Annotated in this window: 20 protein-coding genes; 5 read left to right on the top strand and 15 right to left on the bottom strand. The window is 48.3% G+C overall.

Features of this window, described 5'->3' with window-relative positions:
• Positions 1–3: 3 nt before the first annotated feature.
• On the top strand, positions 4–378 hold the full coding sequence (locus tag ASG16_RS16175) for a phage holin family protein (protein ID WP_048031948.1): 375 nt from the start codon (positions 4–6) through the stop codon (positions 376–378).
• Positions 379–477: 99 nt separating this feature from the next.
• Here ASG16_RS16175 and zapA read toward each other — a convergent pair whose 3' ends face one another.
• The 3 genes from zapA to pheS form a co-directional block, all read right to left on the bottom strand.
• Positions 478–753 (bottom strand): cell division protein ZapA, encoded by a 276-nt coding sequence (gene zapA, locus ASG16_RS16170; RefSeq protein ID WP_007728510.1) that lies wholly within the window; start codon positions 751–753, stop codon positions 478–480.
• Positions 754–835: 82 nt separating this feature from the next.
• Positions 836–3,259, bottom strand: coding sequence for a phenylalanine--tRNA ligase subunit beta (pheT, locus tag ASG16_RS16165; RefSeq protein WP_056496203.1), 2,424 nt, complete (start codon positions 3,257–3,259; stop codon positions 836–838).
• A gap of 15 nt (positions 3,260–3,274) precedes the next feature.
• On the bottom strand, positions 3,275–4,309 hold the full coding sequence (pheS, locus tag ASG16_RS16160; protein WP_007728518.1) for a phenylalanine--tRNA ligase subunit alpha: 1,035 nt from the start codon (positions 4,307–4,309) through the stop codon (positions 3,275–3,277).
• A 458-nt stretch (positions 4,310–4,767) separates the two neighbouring features.
• On the opposite strand from pheS, the gene ASG16_RS16155 reads away from it, so the two are divergent.
• Complete coding sequence (locus ASG16_RS16155; protein WP_056496205.1) at positions 4,768–5,487, top strand: DUF2225 domain-containing protein; 720 nt, start codon at positions 4,768–4,770, stop codon at positions 5,485–5,487.
• Here the strand turns inward: ASG16_RS16155 and ASG16_RS16150 are convergent.
• Both ASG16_RS16150 and ASG16_RS16145 read right to left on the bottom strand, forming a co-directional pair.
• On the bottom strand, positions 5,484–6,311 hold the full coding sequence (locus ASG16_RS16150; RefSeq protein ID WP_056496208.1) for a TrmH family RNA methyltransferase: 828 nt from the start codon (positions 6,309–6,311) through the stop codon (positions 5,484–5,486). The two genes, ASG16_RS16155 and ASG16_RS16150, sit on opposite strands and share 4 nt — an antisense overlap.
• A gap of 4 nt (positions 6,312–6,315) precedes the next feature.
• Positions 6,316–6,969, bottom strand: coding sequence for a potassium channel family protein (locus tag ASG16_RS16145; protein WP_007728524.1), 654 nt, complete (start codon positions 6,967–6,969; stop codon positions 6,316–6,318).
• A gap of 174 nt (positions 6,970–7,143) precedes the next feature.
• On the opposite strand from ASG16_RS16145, the gene sspI reads away from it, so the two are divergent.
• On the top strand, positions 7,144–7,380 hold the full coding sequence (sspI, locus tag ASG16_RS16140) for a small acid-soluble spore protein SspI (protein ID WP_047070986.1): 237 nt from the start codon (positions 7,144–7,146) through the stop codon (positions 7,378–7,380).
• Positions 7,381–7,423: 43 nt separating this feature from the next.
• Here the strand turns inward: sspI and ASG16_RS16135 are convergent, their stop codons facing one another.
• From ASG16_RS16135 to ASG16_RS16090, 10 genes are all read right to left on the bottom strand, one after another.
• Positions 7,424–8,554, bottom strand: coding sequence for a GerAB/ArcD/ProY family transporter (locus ASG16_RS16135; protein WP_056496211.1), 1,131 nt, complete (start codon positions 8,552–8,554; stop codon positions 7,424–7,426).
• A 13-nt stretch (positions 8,555–8,567) separates the two neighbouring features.
• Positions 8,568–9,698: a Ger(x)C family spore germination protein gene (locus ASG16_RS16130; protein WP_056496214.1), complete on the bottom strand. Its 1,131-nt coding sequence runs from the start codon at positions 9,696–9,698 to the stop codon at positions 8,568–8,570.
• Complete coding sequence (locus ASG16_RS16125; RefSeq protein WP_056496216.1) at positions 9,691–10,851, bottom strand: GerAB/ArcD/ProY family transporter; 1,161 nt, start codon at positions 10,849–10,851, stop codon at positions 9,691–9,693. Before ASG16_RS16125 ends, ASG16_RS16130 begins: the two co-directional genes overlap by 8 nt.
• Entirely contained in the window at positions 10,848–12,389 is a 1,542-nt protein-coding gene (locus ASG16_RS16120) for a spore germination protein (protein ID WP_056496219.1), read from the bottom strand. The genes ASG16_RS16125 and ASG16_RS16120 overlap by 4 nt, the downstream gene beginning before the upstream one ends.
• 125 nt (positions 12,390–12,514) lie before the next feature.
• Entirely contained in the window at positions 12,515–13,795 is a 1,281-nt protein-coding gene (gene kynU / locus ASG16_RS16115; RefSeq protein WP_056496222.1) for a kynureninase, read from the bottom strand.
• 94 nt (positions 13,796–13,889) lie between these two features.
• Positions 13,890–14,273, bottom strand: a complete 384-nt coding sequence (locus ASG16_RS16110; RefSeq protein ID WP_048031938.1) for a DUF1294 domain-containing protein — start codon at positions 14,271–14,273, stop codon at positions 13,890–13,892.
• Between the two features lie 3 nt (positions 14,274–14,276).
• Positions 14,277–14,894, bottom strand: coding sequence for a DedA family protein (locus ASG16_RS16105; protein WP_048031937.1), 618 nt, complete (start codon positions 14,892–14,894; stop codon positions 14,277–14,279).
• Between the two features lie 173 nt (positions 14,895–15,067).
• Positions 15,068–15,736, bottom strand: a complete 669-nt coding sequence (locus ASG16_RS16100) for a DNA alkylation repair protein (RefSeq protein WP_056496225.1) — start codon at positions 15,734–15,736, stop codon at positions 15,068–15,070.
• Positions 15,737–15,776: 40 nt separating this feature from the next.
• Positions 15,777–17,555: a B12-binding domain-containing radical SAM protein gene (locus ASG16_RS16095; RefSeq protein ID WP_048031935.1), complete on the bottom strand. Its 1,779-nt coding sequence runs from the start codon at positions 17,553–17,555 to the stop codon at positions 15,777–15,779.
• Between the two features lie 122 nt (positions 17,556–17,677).
• Positions 17,678–18,184 carry a MogA/MoaB family molybdenum cofactor biosynthesis protein gene (locus ASG16_RS16090; RefSeq protein WP_048031934.1) on the bottom strand — a complete coding sequence of 169 codons (507 nt, stop codon included), beginning with the start codon at positions 18,182–18,184 and terminating at the stop codon, positions 17,678–17,680.
• Positions 18,185–18,359: 175 nt separating this feature from the next.
• On the opposite strand from ASG16_RS16090, the gene ASG16_RS16085 reads away from it, so the two are divergent.
• On the top strand, positions 18,360–19,802 hold the full coding sequence (locus ASG16_RS16085) for an aminotransferase-like domain-containing protein (RefSeq protein ID WP_056496228.1): 1,443 nt from the start codon (positions 18,360–18,362) through the stop codon (positions 19,800–19,802).
• Positions 19,803–19,890: 88 nt separating this feature from the next.
• On the top strand, positions 19,891–21,237 hold the full coding sequence (locus tag ASG16_RS16080) for a TrkH family potassium uptake protein (protein WP_056496231.1): 1,347 nt from the start codon (positions 19,891–19,893) through the stop codon (positions 21,235–21,237).
• The last annotated feature ends 26 nt before the right edge of the window (positions 21,238–21,263 follow it).

Genomic DNA, 21,263 nt, shown 5'->3' with positions numbered 1-21,263 from the left:
CACTTGACGATCATGCGCCATATCGTCCGCTTTATCGTCGCTGCCGTAGTCCTGATGTTTGTCGGCTTTCTGGTCCCCGGCTTTTCGGTTAGCAGTTTTTGGACAGCTCTGCTCGCGGCCGTTGTCATCGCTCTGATTGGCTGGGCCGTAGAAGCCATTTTCGGAGATCGAATTTCGCCGTACAATCGTGGTATTATCGGCTTCTTGGTCAGTGCCGTCGTGATTTATCTCACTCAGTTCATCGTCTCTGGCTTCCGCGTAACGATTCTTGGAGCGCTTCTGGCTTCCTTGGTGATCGGGATCATCGACTTGTTTATCCCGATCAAAACCCACATGGACGTGCGCAATGGGGATGCCGGGAACAAGCAGGAGACATAGGCAAAATGCGACAAAGAGCCATCCCATCAAAAACGGGGTGGCTCTTCTCCTTTTACCTACAACGTGAAAAAAAGAGAGGCATTCAAGCCCCTCTTTTCCTTAATCTATCGGTTTAGCCTTTGCCTCTTCCTGAATGATTTTCAGCAGTTCTTCGTACTCCTGACGCAAGCGGAAGTATTCATCCGCGATATTGACCGCAGAAAGTACGGCAATTTTGGCAGTATCCAGTCGATGGTTGCCGTTTGCGATTTCGTTCATCTTATCATCAACGAAACCGGCCACCATGCGTATGTGATTGACACTTGCCTTTCCACTGAGCCGGTATTGTTGGCCAAAGATGTCCACCGTCAAACGATTTTTCCCATCACCTTGCACGAGAGGTACCTCCCTACTGCGACCTTTGCTCTACTTTATCCTTTTTTAGGTTACTGAAAATGTCAGATTTCGTCAAGCAATCTTACATGCGCAGTTCAGCGCCTGTGTTGTTTTTCAGGGCTTCGATGACAGCACTGGTCACTTGTTGAATCTCTTCGTCCTGCAAAGTACGCTCTGCGTGACGGAATACGAGGGCAAATGCCATGCTCTTCTTATCTTGGGCAATACGCTCACCCATGTATACATCGAACAGGGTGACGGACTCGAGCAACTCACCTGCCGCTTCACGAATCGTTGCTTCCAATGCACCAGCAGCTACACTGCGATCCACAACAAGAGCCAAGTCACGCGTTACCGCTGGGGACTTCGGCAATTGATTGTAATGCCCTACCTCAGCAGCTACATCAATCAAAGTAGCTACATCAAACTGGAATACATACGTTTCGGACAGATCATACGCTTTTTCTGTGCCCGGATGAACTTGCCCCAGGTACCCTAGACGGTTTTCGCCTACCCATACTTCCGCGGTACGTCCTGGGTGCATACCTGCGATGTCCTGGACGGCTTTGTACTCGGCACCTTGGATACCCAAGCGAGCGAAGAGTGATTCGACAATCCCTTTGGTTTGGAAGAAATCAACAGGCTGCTTAGCGCCCATCCAGTTTTGTGTGAGCAATTGTCCAGTCAATGCACCCGCTACATACAGACGTTCTTCTGGAAGCTGTGTGAGTGTTTCTTCCTTCGTCAAGAACACACGGCCCAATTCGAAAATCGCAACATCGTGGTTTTGGCGGTTTTTATTGTAAGCGACTGTTTCCAAGAGGCTAGGAATCAAGCTCGTGCGTAATACGCTATGGTCTTCACTCATTGGCATCATGAGCGCAACAGGGTTTACTCTCTCCTGATGCAGACCCGCTACTGCCTCAACACGATCTGGATGAACCAGTGCATAGGAAATCGCTTCATTCATGCCAGTACCAATCAAATGATGCCTGATCGTACGGCGCAATTGCTGTTCTTTTGTCAACTGTCCCTGTGTGGTTGAACCAGAAGGCAAGCTGGTCGGAATGTTGTCGTAGCCGTACAGACGTGCAACCTCTTCCACCAAATCCTCTGGCAGCGTAATGTCGCCACGTCTCGTTGGAACGGTTACCGTCCATTTGTCGCCCGCTACATCATACGGGAATTGCAGACGCTCGAAAATCGGCGATACATCAGACGCCGACATGTCGGTTCCGAGATGCTGATTGATTTTTGCAAGCGTAACGGAAACAACAGCAGGCGCAGCTTCGCTTACAACAGCAGAGCTGATTCCTTTGGATACCGTTGCCCCAGACAATTGCTGAATCAGAGCAGCAGCGCGCTCTCCCGCTTCCTGCACACGTGCTTGGTCAACGCCTTTTTCCCAACGTACGCAGCCTTCTGTACGCATGCCGAGCATACGAGCTGTGCGGCGTACTGTTTTTGGCGTGAACCAAGCTGCTTCGAGAATGATTTCGCTCGTCTCGCCAGTGATTTCGGAGTTCGCTCCACCCATTACCCCTGCGATCGCCAAGCCTTTGGTCTGGTCGGCAATCAGCAAGGTTTGCTCATCCAGCGTGCGCTCTTGATCGTCCAATGTCACGAGCTTTTCGCCCTCGTTTGCCAGTCGAACGACAATAGAGCGATCAGCTACCTGTGTCGCATCGAAAGCATGCAGCGGCTGACCGTATTCGAGCAGGACGTAGTTCGTTACGTCTACTACGTTGTTGATCGGACGAATTCCCGCTGCCATCAAGCGATTTTTCATCCATTGTGGAGATGTCGCGATTTGGGCGTTGGTGAAGTGACGACCATGGTATTGATAGCTTTCATTCGTCGCTTCGATCTTGACTTGGACCGGGTTGTCGCCACCATTTTCGGTCAGCTCGATTTGCGGGAATACCACTTCTTTGCCCAAAATAGCGGCTACCTCGTAAGCAACCCCCAGCATGCTCAAGCAATCCGAACGGTTCGGTGTCAGTCCCAATTCCAGCACATAGTCATCCAGGCCGAGGTACGAAACAGCATCCATTCCGATTTCCGCATCCGCTGGCAAGACCATAATGCCTTCTTGCTGATCTTTTGCCAGAAGCTTGTCGTTTAAGCCCAGTTCTTTTGCCGAGCAGATCATCCCTTGAGATTCTACACCGCGCAGCTTGGAACGCTTGATGTTCAAACCACCCGGGAGCTTTGCACCGATCAGGGCAACGAGAACTTTTTGTCCCTTGTCTACGTTCGCTGCCCCACAAACGATTTGCAGGTCTTCTCCTTGTCCTGCATCAACGACGCATACGTTTAGACGGTCTGCATCCGGGTGCTTGCTGCGTTCTTTTACATAACCGATCACAACACCGGATACACCTGCGTTGCGCGATTCAACTGCGTCTACTTCAATCCCGCTACGAGTCAGCTTTTCAGCCAGCTCCTGGGGCGTCGTTCCACTCAGATCGACGTATTCAGATAACCATTGGTACGATACCTTCATCTTTGCCTCTCCTCTCTAGCCTCGATTGAACTGACGCAGGAAACGAACGTCGTTGGTATAAAAATGGCGGATGTCCTCCACCGCGTATTTGAGCATCGCAATTCGTTCTACACCCATACCGAATGCAAATCCGCTGACTTCCTCAGGGTTGTAGCCGGCCATTTCCAGTACGCGCGGGTGAACCATACCAGCACCCAAAATCTCGATCCAGCCTGTTTGCTTACATACACGGCAACCGTGACCGCCGCAGTTGAAGCATTGCAGGTCTACTTCTACGGAAGGCTCCGTGAACGGGAAGAAGCTTGGGCGCAGACGAATTTGCTGGTTTTCCCCGAACATTTGACGAGCAAACGTTAACAGGGTCCCTTTCAAGTCACTCATCCCGATTTTTTTATCAATCACGAGACCCTCGATCTGCGTGAATTGGTGGGAGTGTGTCGCATCGTCATCATCGCGGCGATACACTTTACCCGGACAAATCATTTTGAGTGGGGTCTTGCCTTCTTTTTTCAGCATCGTACGTGCTTGCACAGGAGATGTCTGCGTACGGAGCAGTAGCTCTTCTGTGACGTAGAACGTGTCTTGCATATCGCGCGCCGGATGATCTTTCGGCAGGTTCAGCATCTCGAAGTTGAAGTGGTCCATTTCGACCTCAGGACCTTCTGCCACCTCGAAGCCCAGGCCGATGAAAATGTCTTCGATCTCTTCAATGATCCGAGAGAGCGGGTGCATGGTGCCTGCTGGTACTGGACGCCCTGGCAGTGTCACATCGATCGTTTGAGAAGAAAGCTTGGCAAAGAGAGCCGCTTCTTCAAATGCTTGTTGTTTGCCGGAGAACGCTGCCTCCAGTGCTTCCCTTACTTCATTTACCAATTGACCGACAACTGGACGCTCTTCTGGCGAAAGGCCGCCCATACCGCGTAGCAGTTCTGTCAACTCGCCCTTTTTCCCCAGGTATTTGACGCGCAAATCCTGAAGTTGTGCGGCTTCTGTCACTTGGCTGATTTGGCCCAGTGCGGACTCTTTCATTTCTTGCAACCGAGTTTGCACTTCGAATCGCTCCTTTTTTCGTTTGTAAAAAAAAAGAAAAACCCGCCCCAGAAAAGGGACGAGTTACTTTTTTCTCGCGGTACCACCCTTGTTAGACAATTCGCTTCCAGCCTGTGACAAATACATGACAATATCACTAGTGGAAAGAGACATTTGTCTCACTTCAGATCATTGGTAACGGGTATGACCCGGCTGCTCCTACTGCGCGAAAAGCGGTTCAGAGTGCGGCTTTGGAGTGAATTCGGCAGCTATCATGTTAAAGATGCTCGCAGTCTGTGACATCTTCTCCCTGAAAAAACAGATAGGTCCTGCGTACTAGTCTCCGTCATCGCTTTACGTTATAATTGTGACGTAAGGAAAATTATAGCGCAACAAGAGAGAACTTTCAATTCTACAAATGTTACATATCAAGAGAGTGCTTTCATGTGTATGTTACCCATTCGAAAGGGGATTTTGACATGATTGATAATGTTTCCGCCCTTTACGATAAGACAAGCAACTGTCGCCATTGCCAAGCGACCTTTTCGACCAAAAGGATCAGAAGCGGCACGTTGACGATGCTTCATCGCGACAGCGATTTTTATACCACTTTTAAAGAGCAATCTTTAAATCCCATTATATATACCGTCAATGTCTGCCCTGAATGCGGCTTCGCCTTTACGGATCAATTCCGGGACAAGCTCGCCCCTTGGCAAAAGCAGATTGTGGATGAACAAATCTCCTCGAAATGGACGCCAAAAGATTTTGGCAATGTTCGTCATGTACCAGAAGCCATTGTCAGCTACAAACTGGCCATTTACGCAGCTGAACTAACGGATCAGCCCCATTCCGTAAAAGCGGGTCTGTATTTGCGCCTCGCATGGCTTTATCGATTCCAGAAAAATGTCACGGAAGAAATGCGGTTTATCGATATGGCCGTGGAAGAATATGAACAATCGTATATTCATTCCGACTATACACGCGGCGACAAGGAAATGACCGAAGTCCGCTTGCTGTACTTGATTGGTGAGCTCTACCGCAGACTCGAAAAGTTTGACTTAGCCATCAAGTATTTTGGCAAGGCACTCGCCTTTCGCAACCACACCATTGAGAGCGGCATTATCCGGATGGCGCAAGATCAATGGCAACTCGCGCGCGAAGAGTATAAAGAGAAAAAGAACGAGCAAAAGATCGGCTAGACATGCCGATCTTTTCTTTTGCGCTGTGCCTCATAGACAAAAATTCCCGCCGCAACTGCTGCATTCAATGACTCTGCGCCGCCATAAAGCGGGATGTGAACGAATTGATCTGCCCTGGCAAACATCTCTTTAGAGACGCCTCTTCCTTCATTGCCGATGACCAATGCCGTCAGACCAGCATAATCAGCCTCGTCATAGGATACACTGTTTTGCTCCAAGGAAGAGATCAGAACTCGCCCTCCCTTTGCCTTCCATTCATCTGCCGTCTCGACTAACGACTGTGTAAAGACCGGGATACGGAACAGTGCTCCCATTGTGGCCCGTACTACTTTTCCATTGTAAATATCCACACTGCCACTTCCAAGTACGACACCATCGACTGCTGCGGCTTCTGCTGTACGCAAGATCGTGCCGAGGTTACCCGGGTCTTGTATTTCGTCCAAAAAGAGAAGCAACAAGCTGTCTTGTTCCTGTCTCTTCTTATCTACCCATTCGGCCCAATCTGCTGCTGTTTTTTTCACTTCGGCTACAATTCCTTGTGGGGACTTGGTTTCGGATAGCTTCGCCAGCACTGCCTCTGATGCAGCAATGACCTGAACAGCTTCCGGATGATTAGCCAGTGCACGTTGGCAGGCAGGTTCCATGTCACGCTGCTGATCGTAGATAACCGTGACTACCTCCGCCCCGCTTTTTAACGCCTCCTCTACCAGATGCGCCCCTTCCACGAGAAAACGCTGTTGCTCCTCCCGACCTTTGCGAGACAGCAACTGGTGCAATCGCTTTACCAGAGGGTTTTGTATCGAAGTAATGATTTCATTTGTCATAAACCTATGCCCGCTCCTCAAATTCGCGTAAGTCTTTGTTGTTCCCGATCACCACAAGCACGTCGCCGTATTGGATGACTTCATCCGGGCTAGGAGCGATGTTGAATTTATCTCCGCTTTTGATGGCAATAACGTTGACTTCGTATTTTTTCCGAATATCCAGTTGCCGCAAGTTTTGACCGACCAGCTTGGACGACACGACTACCTCCGCCACGCTGTAGTCCTCTGCCAGCTCAATAAAGTCAAGAACGTTAGAGGAGATCAGATTGTGAGCGACCCGCACCCCCATGTCACGCTCAGGGAATACAACACGGTCAGCTCCTACCTTGTACAATACTTGTCCATGACGCTCATTCTGTGCTTTTGCTACGATCTTTTTGACGCCCAAGTCTTTCAGTGTCAATACCGTCAGGATGCTCGCCTGGATATCGACCCCAATGGCCACGACGACAACGTCAAAATTGCGGATGCCAATTTCCTTCAAAGCGCGTTCATCCGTAGAATCCGCTGCTACCGCATGCGTTACGTACTGAATATTTTCGTTAATACGCTCCTCGTTCTCATCTATTCCCATGACTTCATAATCCATCTCGTATAACGTTCTCGCCACGCTAGAACCAAAACGTCCCATCCCGATAATGGCAAATTGCTTGGACATGTTAATCTTCTCCTTTACGGAACTTACCAATATCAAGCATTATAGCACAACCAAAACATCCGCCACAAAATGCTCATGAACGTTTTGTACGAAAAGCATGGTATGCACAAATCAGCGTTTACAAATACTATTTCATGATTAATTCATTCCCACAAGAGAGGTGCAAGCACGGTCATGAATATTGCCTCACTCAACTTACGTCAAGCGATCATGTACAAAATGCAAGGCTCAGATCCAAACGCAGTGGAAGAAACCATCAGTGATGCTATCGCAAGTGGTCAGGAGAAGACACTCCCGGGTTTAGGTGTTTTGTTTGAAGTGCTGTGGCAAAACAGCGATGCATCCTCACGCCAATCCATGATTACAACTATCGCGGAACACTTGCCTGAGCAAGCCGAAAAACCGATCTAACCACGTCTTCATCAAACAAATAAAGCTACAAAGGGAGGGACTGCTATGTCCCTCCCTTTTCATTGTTAACTTCCCGACCTTTGTTGAACTGATTGCGCATGAATTGGGTGATTGCCAGCAAGAGGGGGATGAGGATGGTTATCAAAAATCCTACGGCCGTCAAATACTTTGTAAAAGAAAACAACTCCACTATATTTTGCGGCACTAATGTTAGGAAAAAGAGTGGCACCATGATCACAATCGCGGTGATTCGCTGAAAACGAATGCCTTTGTGAAACAAGCGTCGCAAGGAAAAAATCGTCGCGTAAAGCATATTCCCGATCGTTGTAAATACAGAAGCAACCCAAATCGCAAGAAAGGCGGACTCAAAACGCTCCAAAAACCAGCCGCTTTTCTGCGTTACCTTGATCAGTTCAAGTGTAGGCCAAACAAGTCTCTGCAATTCTTCATAGCCAAATACAGTAATTCCTGCGACAACTGTGATCACATAAACGACAAGAGCAAAGCTCATACCTGTCATGCTTGCCATCCCTAGCCTTGCCCCGGGAATAGCAAAGGCAAAGTAAACCATTAACAGCTCATACCCGGTGTAGAGCGTATACGTATCCAGACCCGTTTTTATGACATCTGTCCATGACTCCAGTTGAAATGGCAATAAATTGTACCAATCTGCGTTCAAGAAGGATACGAGCGGAACCAAGAGAGACGGCAACAGGAGGAAAGGAATCAACAGCTCATTTACCCTTGCCACAACTTCAATCTCATGACAACAAAGAAACATGACCAACAATAGCAACGTGATGATAATTACTTCCAGTGGTGTTTGCGGCAATACGGAGGTTACGACGACTTCCCCGAACAATCTGGCTGTGATTCCCGCATTGAGGAACTGGTAGAGAATGAAAAGAAACACACACAGGGTACCGATGGCAACACCAAATATCTTCGGCATAAATTCGACAAAGGTAAGGCCAGGAAACTGGTTGCCTAAATAAACGATAGCCGCCACAGCCACGGATGCTATGATAGCACCTGCAACGGGTCCAAACCACCCCATTTGACGAAGAAGCTCGGTTGCCGTTCGCGGGATGATAAGAATACCCACCCCGATCATCGAACTGATCATAATGCTTGTCAGTTGCCAGGTACTAAAATTACTTTTCTGATTCTCCACAGTAATCGCTCTCCTATTGCATTTCCATACCAAGACGGCGAAGCTTGATTGTGTATGTAACGCGAACCGGAAAATCTCTGAAATCTTGCTTCCAATTGTGAGTTTTCCAGTAGTCTTGGTAATGCTTCGCACGCAGTGTAAGGCCCAGCTTCAAAATGTCACTATTGTACTGCTTTTGTAATTGCTGTAATAGCTTCTTTGCGCGGTTTTCCATCTCTTTTTTGATAAGCGCTTGCATTTGCAGGACGAATTGCTCTGGCGGAATTTTTAGGTCTTCTGTGAGTTCGACAATATCTCCTTGGAGCTCGCAATGATAAGTAGCGGAAGAGGATTGGTGAATGATCACCTTTTTTTTTACAAAATGCGGACGAAAACTCACATATCCGTTCTTGGTTTTTGGCAACGGAATCACAATGTCTCCACCCGGTTTTTCATTTCGCAGTTGGAGCAATATCCATGTTTGTAAGTGATCCAATTTCCCCACCATCTTGTGTCCGCGAAAAACAGCAACCCCTTTCCAGCTCACCTCATTCTTTCTTGCCTCTACATAATTCAAAAACGGCTCCATGGTTAGATTAGAGGTCTGATTGAAATAGTCGCCCAACGTTTGGTCTGGAATTCTTCCTAATTTCATGCCATTTTCGATCAGCCCCATCATATAGACGACTGGAATCGGCTCGATTCTCGGTTTGATTTCCAGCAAGGTAGACGCTTTGCCCCTCACGACGATCGGCCACAGAAGTCTCCGTATTTGCGGTTCGCGACGAAAACTGTCCATGATGTCCTGGATTCCCTTTCTAGCGACCTCCTCACTTACGGCAAGAATACGCGTATGTCCAAGAAACAATCGCTGGTTCAACTGCATTTGCAAGTTGTTGGAAGCATCTGTCACCGTTCTTCCTGTCACGCTCATGATCTTCACGGCATCCGCACCACTTCCTCCCCCCTTCCCACTGCTCCCGGCGATTTTGATGGGAATCGGGATTTGAACGGTCATTTTGTACAGCTTTTCATCCTTTTCATCCTGATCAATTGCAATGGCCAATACCGATGCGCGTTCCTCCAATTCACGTCTGTCCCAGCACCCTGTCAGCAAAATTGTACAGATGATCAGTAAAGCGACGTATCTAAGAGACTTACCCATCGATATTCCGCCCCTCTCGTCGGGTCACCATGTCGCGGATGAGGATTGCTATCCAGTAAACGACGGGGATAAGCAAATTAATGACCAGACTAGACAACCCCAACAACGACGCTAACTTAAATACTTCCGTGATGTTTTGAGGAATGAGCGCAAAGAAGTATAAGGGGACGAGGAGAATAGAAGCCACGATTCTTTGAAACCAGATTCCCTTGCGAAACAACTGTCTCAGCGAATAAACAACCGCGTAATACGCATTGGCTACCGTAGTAAAAACAGCCGCAACCCACACTGCCAAAAAAGCGGACTCCAAACGTTCCAAGATCAATCCTGGCACCTGCGTCGTCTTGACCAATTCAAGTGTCGGCCACGTCACCCTCTGCAGCTCTTCGTACCCAAATACCGAAATGCCCGCCACCACAATTAACATGTAAAGTAATGCTGCAATTAACAGACTATAAAATCCCGCCTTTTCCCTGTTCGTGTTTTGTTGTGCATAGGCAAAAAAGACGAACATAATTTCAAAACCGGAATAGGAATAAATTCCTTCGTATACCCCCTCTACCATTGAACGGATCGACACATGATTAATCGGGAGAAGATTCCCAAACTCCGCTTTTTGGAACGACGCAAGCGCGATAAAAAGAAGCGGCAAGATAATTAAAGGAAACAGCAGCTCGTTCACTCGCGCTACCACTTCCAACTCATGCATGGACAAAAACAGCACCAGTAAAAACATCGTGATAAGCATAACTTCCAATGGCGTTTGCAAAAGAACGGAAGTCACAACCACTTCGCCAAACACACGCGAGACGACTGCCGTGGAAAAATACAGGTATACCAGATAGATACAAATCCAAGGGAGGCTGAACACTTTGCCCACCCAAGGCCGTCTGACAGATCCCCACACCTTGTGACTGTATTCAATGAAGGTTTCTCCCGGGTAACGCCTGCTTAATTTGACAATTAACCATAAGGAGACATACGCACCTGCTGAGCCAATCAGAGGGGCGATCCAGCCTGCCTCGAATAATCTCGAGCTGGTCGTGCGAGGAAGGGTCAATACGCCGACACCGATTAAGGTACTTGTCATGAGACAAATTTGCTGCCACATCGATAGATTCTGGTGCCAGCCGTGCCCCTCCCGCCTGCTCATTTCGGCTTCTCCTCCTCTCTGATCCGGATTTTATCTTGAACATGAAACATCATCGGTCTTGTTTTCAATAGATGATGCGGGGCCCGTATGAACAAGTCCTTCATTCCATTCAGGTTGAGCGGACTGAGCGGGCTCATATAGGGTACTCCAAACGATTTCAGTGAAGACAAGTGAATGAGGATGACGATCAAAAACAGCATAATACCGTAAAGACCAAACATCCCTGCCAAGATCATAACCGGGAAGCGGAGCATACGAATGGCAATCGCTGCACTGTAGCTGGGAGATGCGAACGAGCCGATTGTCGTCACAGCCACGATGATTACCATGACAGGACTGACAAGCCCGGCCGTTACCGCCGCTTCTCCGACCACCAGTGCTCCAACAATCCCGATCGTAGGACCAATTGGCCCCGGCAGCCTCACACTCGCTTCCCTCAATATCTCAATGGCCAACTCCATAAACAGGGCTTCGATTAAAGAAGGGAATGGAACGGTAGATCGTCCTGCCGCCATCGCAATGACCAGACGAGAAGGGATCATCTCTGGATGAAACGAACTAAAAGCGATATAAAGAGAAGGCAACAGCAAGGCAATGCTGATACTAATAATCCGAATGAAACGAATCAAGGTCGCGATATAAAATCGCTCGTAATAATCCTCGGGACTCTGATAAAACTGCGAAAATACAGCCGGAGCAATCAATCCGAACGGAGTCCCGTCTATCAGAATGCCTACCTTCCCTTCCAAAAGATTGGCCACTACTTTGTCAGGGCGCTCCGTATTTTGAATCTGCGGGAAGGGGGACCATCTCCGATCCTGGATCATTTGTTCGATGTACCCGCTCTCCAGCACAGCATCCACACGAACATTACTCTCTATTCGAGCAATTACTTCCTCCACCATCGGGGGATACGCAATACCGTCGATGTACATGACGTAAATGTCAGTCTGTGTTCGTTCACCGACAACCATATGACGCACTCTGAGATTCGGGTCTTTCAAGCGGAAGCGGATCAGTGCTGAATTCACGCACAACGTCTCACAAAAGCCATCGCGTGGCCCTCGTACGACTGATTCCGTCTGAGGCTCTTCCACTGAACGCCTGTCCCAACCTCTCGTGTTATTCAAATAAGCATTTTGACATCCATCGATGATCAGTACCGCACATCCAGACAAAATATTTCGGACGATCTGCCTCAGTTTGTCTGTCAAATCCAGCTCATTTGTCGCCGGATCTTGATAGGTGATATCGGGAGTCGTCATATAGCGAATGATAAAATCACTGATGACATTGCGATCCACCATGCCATCTATAAAAACGATAGCGGCTTGTGCCTTCGACTTTGTTTGAAAACGACGAACAACGAGATCGTCACACTTTCCAAATTGCGCTTGAATCAATTGGATATTTTCTTCCACATTTGTCGTGAGCGCAACATCCGATACGCTTTCCATGCTCTTGTCAGAGTGCTGTTCCAACGTTTTTGACTGGAGGGCTTCTTTTCTTTTCTTCCATGCTTGAAAAAACTGGCTCAAGCTGCTCACCCTTATCCATGGAATGTAGTCTGCCGACAGGTACGGATAGTGTGCCCAATAATGGAAAGGAAATCCGTAAAAGGCTTATTCCATAAGAAAAACAGGTCCAACCTAAGTCGGACCTGCTAAGCAACTACCTCTCGCTTGTTTTCAAATTTCTCGTAGCTCTTCTCCAGCATAATCTTTTTTAAGATCTGGACACTTTCCCAAACCTCTGTATAAGTCGTATAGAAAGCAACGGGGGCTAACCGGATGATGTTTGGTGCACGGAAGTCAGGAATAATGCCCGCTTCCTTCAAAGCCTTGCATATACGTATGGCCTCATCGTGTTCAAGGCTGACATGCCCACCTCGGCGATCATCCTCATGTGGGTTCGCAATCGTAAAACCCATGTCTGCCAGCTCCCCCTCGATCAAATCCATCATGAACCGCGTTAAGCCGAGAGACTTGGTACGAAGCTTTTCCACGGACACCTCCTGGAACATTTCCAGGGAACCAAGCAGTGGGGCGAGACTCAGCATATGTGGGGTACCAATCTGGTAAGCACCCGCATTTTCGCATGCATCCAGCGTATGTTCCATGTCAAATTGCTTACTCTTTTTCGAGCTGAACCATCCTGCCAATCCCGGAGCCCTGCCAAAATGCTTGCGGTTGACATATAGGCTGCCCACGCTTCCAGGCCCTGCATTTACGTATTTGTAGTTGCACCAGTAGGCAAAGTCCACTCCCCATTCGCTGAAGGAATGCGGGATCGCGCCTACAGAGTGACATCCGTCAAAACCAATCAGAATCCCTCTCTCATGTGCGGCTGCTGTCAATCGTTCGATATCGAGCAGTTGACCGCTGCGATACAGAACCGTTGGAAGGATTACCAGTGCTACTTCATCCGTCATCGCATCGATAATGTCCTCTTCCTCGATCAGGCGGCCATCTCTTGAAGCTACCCGGACCAAATGCTCTTCCGGATCTAGCCCATGGAGCTTCATTTGACTCTGGAGTGCATAAATATCGGTAGGGAAATCCAGCTCGGTAGCAATCACTTTTGTCCTCTTCCCAACCGGACGATAGAAGGTAGCTGCCAACTGGTGGAGGTTGATCGTCGTAGAACCCGTTACGATCACTTCCTCGGGGCTTGCCCCTACAAGTGCCGCGCTCATTTCTCCCAATTTCTCCGAAAAGAAAAACCACGGATGGTTACCCGTTGTCCAGCCTTCCACACCCAGCTCCTTCCAAGACTGCATCATATCCATGACGCTCTTTTCCGCTCTTTTTGACATGAGGCCAAGCGAGTTTCCATCCAAATAGAGGCTCGGAAGCAGATAAAACTCTTCGCGATAGCTCGCGAGTTCGTCCTGTGCATCCAATTGCTCAGCGTACGTTTTCGTCAGGGGACTTGATTGAGACATAGCTACCTCCTCAGCTTGTGCTATCGTTCTCCTTATTATAGGCTGAATTTTCAAACAAGAGAATCCCATTCGAAAAAAGAAAATCCCGTGTCACCTACGACACGAGATTTTTATCCAAGTATAGTTGCGTTAACCAGATGACTAGCAAGATTTGCGCGATGCAAAAGAGCGGGAGCAGGATGAGAAAAGAGATATGCTTGGTCTTATGCCGTTGAATGAGCATACCCTCAAGCGCACCAATCCCTCCTCCTAAAAATGCGACCAGCAAAAGGCTCAGTTCCGGAACCCGAAAACCTTTTTCTTTCGCCAGACGCTTGTCTGTCTGCATCAGGTAATAAGCATAGCCATTCACCAGCAAAGCTCCTGCCGCCAGCACCCAGACATTCGAATTGAAGTATCCTGCCAAGAGGAGTACCCAGCTTATGATGAGCACCAGCACGAAATTGCGGCGATGGGCAGCTAATTGTTGATGGTACATTTCTTAATCTCCTTTTGCCCGATATGCCCGATTTCCCATGAACTGCTTGCGTACGAAGAATACCACACCCAAAACAACCACAATCACCAGCAAAGCGTAGAAACCGTATTTACGGATGACTTCGATAATTGCTTCCACATTATTACCGAATACATGGCCGAGAAAGTAAAAGGCGATGGTCCAAACCAACCCGATCGGATAAGACAGCATCGCATAACGACGGAACGTCATACCGCCAAGCCCAACCAAATAAGGTACGACATGACGAACAACCGGGAATAAGTAGCTGATGCAAAGAGCAGTAGTACCATACTTCTCCAGCAAGCCCGTTGATCGATTCACGGCGTTCCTCATTTTCTCGGTTTTGCACAGCCATTGCAATATCGGTTTCCCAAAGTACTTTCCAAGTAAAAAGCCAATTGTCAATCCGGAGGCAACCCCTAAATATCCCGCCAAAAATGAATACCATGGGTTTAGCACGCCGATGGAGGCAAGAAATCCTCCTGTAGCGACAACCAGCTCATCAGGAATTGGCAAACCTACAATCCCCAGCCAAAGCAGGAAAAAAATCGCTACGTAGCCGTATTGCTCTATGATTGACATCAGCAGGTCGACTTCCATGAGGCAAAATCCCCTATCCTTGCCACAGTGCGTTCATTTCTTGACATACTAGCAGCTATGGCATCGCACGATATCTGACTCTATGTATTACGAATGAACCTCCAAAAAGGTACTTGTTTATTTTGCAATAGATGTACGTATTTTATCAAGCACAGATACGCTAGACGACTCTATCATGCTAGATGTTTGAGCGCTTCACGTCTGGACAAACTCGCGAGTGGCGTAGCTTCTACAAATTCACGTACGGCGTCGGGATTTGTTTTCGCATACTCTCTCAACGCCCAGCCGATTGCCTTCTGAATAAAAAACTCTTTGGAATCCGCGCATCTTTCCACCAAGGAAAAGAGCAGTCGCTGATCTGTCTTGTCTTTGTATGACAACTGAAATAAAATCGCCGTTCGTTGCAGCCATATGTTCGTTCCATTCATCCAGGCTGTCGTATTCGATTCAATCAGTTCGGAATATAAGGCAAACAATCTGCCCGTTGTATGGGAAGCCAAATAATCCACGGTATCCCACCACGATTTTGTCGTGATAAGTTCGACAACGAACGGGAGATGGTCAGGGGTGAGACGCTTTTTGGACTTCTCGAGTACGTCAAGCGCTACATACTGGTACTCTCGCGCTGGCAAAGCCCACAAGGAACCAACGACCTGCTCCCAATTTTCGGGTACACCATAATCACGAAAGATTTGTTTGGTCAGTTCTTTGCGCTGTGGTGATTTGATCCCCAGAAAGGGAAAATGATTTTTCATGTACTGTTCCATTGGACCAGCCACAATCGAATCACCATGGACACGCAACCGTTCCTCGACAGCCTTCGTATACTCGCTTGCGTTCATCTGCGTCTCCTCCACCCAACTCATCTGATATTCCGGTGGTTTAACCTGCTACTTGGACGTCCTGCTTGACGACAGCAAAAGCATTTTGCGCTTCGTCTTTGTACGGATAATACACGACTAGGGTAAAATCTCCCTCGACAAACTCACCTGTCTCCATCCATTTTTCAATGTCAAAAGTCACCTTGGCAGTCAGCGTGTGCTTGAAATAATCTTTTTCCAATGCAGCATGTGCGGCAAAATCATCGCGGAGTCGCTCACGCTGCTCAGTTAGGACAGCAAACGTCTGCTGCATCTCTTCCTTGTCCATGACATCCTCCCACCACAGCTTGCGCGGGCGATGCTTCTGGTTGCGCAGGAAATCGAATTTCATCATGCTGAGCACATGCCCCATACCGTCCACTTGCTGGAATTGCAAAAACTTCTGCAAACGCACGAACAAATCCTCTAATTGATGACCGATTCGGCTCCAGCCTTGATTTTCCCAATAGTCGCCAAATGTCTGGAAGAAGTCAAAAGCTGTTTCGAATTGATTTGCCAACAGCCACTCCACTGTATAGTCCATCCGGTGCGCATTCCAGTACTTTTCCAGAATGTCTTCTACACGCTTGATTTTTTGCATGTCATCAAAGGAAAGGACGTTGTTCCCCAAAATTTCATAAGGAGCCTCATCCATAAAAACATAGCCGTGATTAGCAGCACGCGCGCGAACACCGGTCCCGCGGAGCATTTTCAAAAAGCCGAGCTGGAGCTCTTCTGGGCGCAGGCCAAATACGTCGTTGAAGGTTTTGCGGAAAGACGCATAATCTTCCTCAGGCAAACCAGCGATCAAATCCAAATGCTGATCGATTTTTTTCGAATCCTTGATCTGTGTCACTGTACGCGCAAGGCGATCGAAGCGCTGAATCCGCTGAACAAGGCGGTTGGTCTCATCATTCGTGGACTGAACCCCAATCTCGAAGCGGAAAATGCCTGGCGGTGCGTTCTCGGTCAAGAAGTCGAGAACGTCCGCCCGCAAAATATCTGCCGTTATCTCGAATTGAAAGATCGTGCCATTGTGGTTGTCGATCAAAAACTGAAAGATTTCCAACGCATATTTTTTATTGATGTTAAACGTGCGATCTACGAACTTGATCGTTTTGACGCCGTGATTGATCAAACGCATGAGATCCTCTTTCACTCGTTCCAGACTGAAATAGCGGACGCCGTCTTCAATCGAAGACAGACAGTATTGGCATTTGAACGGACACCCACGGGATGCCTCAAAATAGACGACGCGGTTGTTCAGCTCGTCCAGATGGTCCGCGTATGGGGAAGGAATGCTGTCCATCTCTTCAACTTGCGCACGCGGCATGGAAAAACGCACGTACTCCTCTTCGCGATAAGCGATTCCAGCTACATCACGCAAGCGTGGAGGCTGATTCGTTTGCATTGATTCCTGATACACCTGCAAAAGCTCCAAGAAGGTCTGCTCCCCTTCACCAATGCAGATGACATCGATTTCAGGATGCTTCTTCATCCATTCGTCCGCATCGTAGGTCACTTCTGGTCCGCCGAGGATAATCGGAACATCCGGGCAAATCTTTTTCAGCGTGCGCATGACACTGAGCGTCTCGCGGATGTTCCAGATATAACAGGAAAATGCAACGACATCGGGCTTGCGCTTGTGTATATCTGCTACTATATTTAACGTCACATCGTTGATGGTATACTCCACCAGCTCAATCGAAGGAAATGCTTCCTGGGCATAGCTTCGCAAATAACGCAAAGCGAGTGAGGAGTGAATAAACTTGGCGTTTAAGGTCGATAGTAAAATCTTCATGGATGGGTCTACTCTCCTTGCAAAATTCGGCATCAAAAAACCATCTGCAATCGATGGTTCATGGTCTGACCGATCTTTTTCCTTTCGTAACAGTACCATACGAGACTACTAACGGCAAATCGTTAACGGTTTAATTCGCGCACCACATGCCCCAGCTCTGGCACGATCAACCGATTCATTGCTAGTCGCACCGCACCTGTCGAGCCTGGCGTGGAAAAAATCATTTTCCCTTTCCGCGTCCCTGCAATCGCACGACTGAGCATCGCTGCCGAACCGATGTCTTCTGTAAAGCTCAACATCCGAAACAGCTCGCCAAACCCCGGCATTTCTTTATCAAGCAAGCCAGAAACAGCCTCAAAGGTATTGTCCCTTGGCGAAATACCCGTACCGCCATTAAGAAGAATGACTTGAACGTCTTCATGTGCGATTCCCGCTTCGATCGCTGCAATGACCTGTACAGGCTCGTCCTTTACTATTTGATACAGGGCAACGCTGTGACCCGCTTCCGTCAAAAGCTCTTTCATTAACTGTCCGCTTTTATCTGTATCCTCTGTCCGGGTATCGGAAACGGTAATGACCATGCATGTGACTTGCTTGGGCGATAACGCCTTGTGTTCCTGCGTACTCATCCGTAATTTCCTCTTTTCTTCAATATATACCTATTACTTATGATACCATGTTCGGGTTTCCAATACCCTCGTCGTTCCGGCAACAATTTCTTCACTCCCTATACCCGAGATGCTTCGCTTTCCTATATAATGCTGATGACTGCTATTTTTTCGACAGACAAGGAGGCGTGCGCGAATGCCAGAGCGACCGTATTTTTCTTTTCATTTCCACAAACAATCGCACACACCGATCTATGTACAACTCGCTGAGCAATTAAAAACAGCAATTCTGCGTGGTGCCTTTCTTGTAGATGGACAACAATTAATATCACTGCGAGATATGAAAACAATTAGCGGCTGCTCGCTGGAGACAGTCAAAAAAGCATACGATCATCTTGCGTTGGAAGGCTGGCTGGAAGCTGTGCACGGCAAAGGCTATTACTTGACGCAGCTTGCCAAAGAAGCTCGTTTGGAAAATCGCCTCCCGCTCACAGATATTCCGATCGCTTCCCTCGCTGATTCCTCCCCTCGTCCAAGCGAAGAGCTGGTGAAGCGTTTGCGTGGTGCTTTTTATGAGAGCCTGACCGTCTTGGATGAACCGTCCGCGCAAAAGAAAATCAGGCGTACACAAGCTGCGAAGGTTTTTGCCGATCACCTCGGCCGCAGAGGGCTCCCTCACTCGCCTGAGCGCCTCCTGCTATTTAATAGAAGCACGAGCGGCTTCGCCTTTCTTGCGCAGCGTGTCATGAATTCACGTGATGTCGTCTATGTAGAGGAGTATAGTTATCCCGTATTTCTTCGCCTGTTGAGCCAGTGTGGGATTACCGTTCGTCCGATTCGCATGGATGAAGAAGGCGTTTGTATTCAAGCTCTCACGGAAGAGCAGGAGCATTACCCGGCGAATTGGCTTTTGATTAACCCGCATTATCACTTTCCTACCGGTATTAGCTATTCATTGAAACGAAAGGAAGATTTGCTCGAATGGGCGCAGAGCCATAACGTCCGTCTTGTGGAAAACGACCATTATGGCGATCTCTGGTTTGAAGAACCAAGTGTTCCGCTGTACCAGATGGCTGCGCAGGCAAAAAGCCCTGTGGAGGTCTACTATCTGCATTCATTATCCAAAACGCTGGCTCGCGATCTGCAATTGGGCTTGCTAATGCTTCCTTCTGATTTATCAGATGACGAATTGGAGCGCTACAGTCAGCTTGTCTCCATGACAGGAGCGGAGCCATCCTTACTCGTCGTGGAATCTGCCGTTCGACTCCTCGATGATCCGTGGTTTTATGAAGAGTTTCTGACGGATCGTCGCGCCCTGTTTCAGACCCGCTTCCTGCGACTGTGGCAGGAAAGACGCCATGCGCTCCCTGAGCACGCACGAATGTACCCGATTGCAGGGGGGTTAAATACGTGGATCAAATGGGGAACGCCAACCGCAAGAGCAACCGAACAGGAAGAGAGAGTCGTCGCTATTCTGCGGGAGGAGGGTCTCGAGCTGACTGGTGGCCATGCTTTTCGCGTAGCGGATGAGCCTGCGGATATTCTGCGCTGCCCGGCTGTCCGTTTCCCGCTTGCTCCACTGGAAGAACGGGAGTTGAAACATTGGCTTCACCGATTGGGTGCTGCTCTTCTTCGGTAAGTTTTCCAAGGGAAATGCCATACTAAGAGATGGATTTCCCCTCTTTTCCTTTTCACTAGACTCGAAAAAAGCCGAGGTATAACCTGCTATGATTAAAAAAATCGTAGAAAAGCTTCACCTTGATCCACCAAAAACGCTAGTTCTTGGGTTTGCCTTGATTATCTTCTTGGGAGCGCTGCTTTTGACACTCCCGGTCGCTACAGTTGATGGAGTTGGTCTGCATTGGCTTGACGCTCTGTTTACAGCCACCTCTGCTACATGTGTAACAGGCTTGGTTGTCGTCGATACTGGAACGACTTTCACTACCTTTGGTCAACTCGTCATTTTGTCGCTCATCCAAATTGGCGGTCTCGGATTTATGACGTTCGCTACCTTTTTCGCACTGATTATGCGTAAAAGAATCTCACTGCGTGAACGGCTCATCCTGCAAGAATCGCTGAATCAGATGTCGATAGAAGGTGTCGTACGATTAGCCAAAATGATTCTCGTTTTTACTGCCCTTACTGAGTTTATAGGTGGAGTGCTTCTCTCTATTCGTTTTGCCTTTGACTTTCCTTTGAAAAAAGCGATCTACTTCGGCTTTTTCCATGCGATTTCTAACTTTAACAACGCTGGTTTTGACCTGATGGGCGAGTTCGCCAGCTTGACAGCCTATGTGGAGGACCCGCTCGTCAATCTCGTCGTCTGTCTGATGATCATACTTGGCGGTATTGGTTTCATCGTTGTCAGCGAAATATACGATTATCGTCATAACCGCCGCTTGTCATTACATACGAAAGTCGTACTGACAACAACCGGTCTTTTGATTACGGCAGGGACAGTGCTTATTTTTATTTTGGAGTACAACAATCCCAAAACGTTGCAGCCCCTATCCATGATGGGCAAAGTGCTCGGCTCCTTCTATCAATCGGTTACACCCCGTACGGCAGGTTCCAACACATTGAATATCGGGGATATGTATCAGTCGTCGCTTTTCCTCCTTATTATCCTAATGTTCATCGGTGCTTCTCCTGGCTCGACGGGAGGCGGTATCAAGACGACGACCTTTGCCACACTGATTGGCGCTGTTATTGCCCAAATTAAAGGAAAAGAAGATGTCATCTTCTTCCGGCAACGCATCCTGCCACACATGGTCTACAAATCGCTGACACTGACCATGATTGCCCTGTTCATTGTGCTTGTCATGACGATGGTCCTCTCGATTACCGAGACAGGAGCACGCTTTGAGATGATCCTATTCGAGGTTACTTCCGCTTTTGCTACGACCGGACTCTCTATGGGACTGACCCCTCATCTGACTCCGATCGGAAAAACGCTGATCATATTAACGATGTTTGCTGGTCGGCTCGGCCCCCTCACGATTGCCTTTGCCCTCGCACAACGCAAACAGAAGGAGTACTTCCGCTATCCAAAAGGGAGGATCACCATCGGATAAGCCGTATAAAAATGGAGAAAACCCTG

It is taken from the genome of Brevibacillus sp. Leaf182 (assembly GCF_001423865.2).
GTDB lineage: Bacteria > Bacillota > Bacilli > Brevibacillales > Brevibacillaceae > Brevibacillus > Brevibacillus brevis_C.
This window is presented reverse-complemented; position numbering and strand designations above follow the sequence as displayed.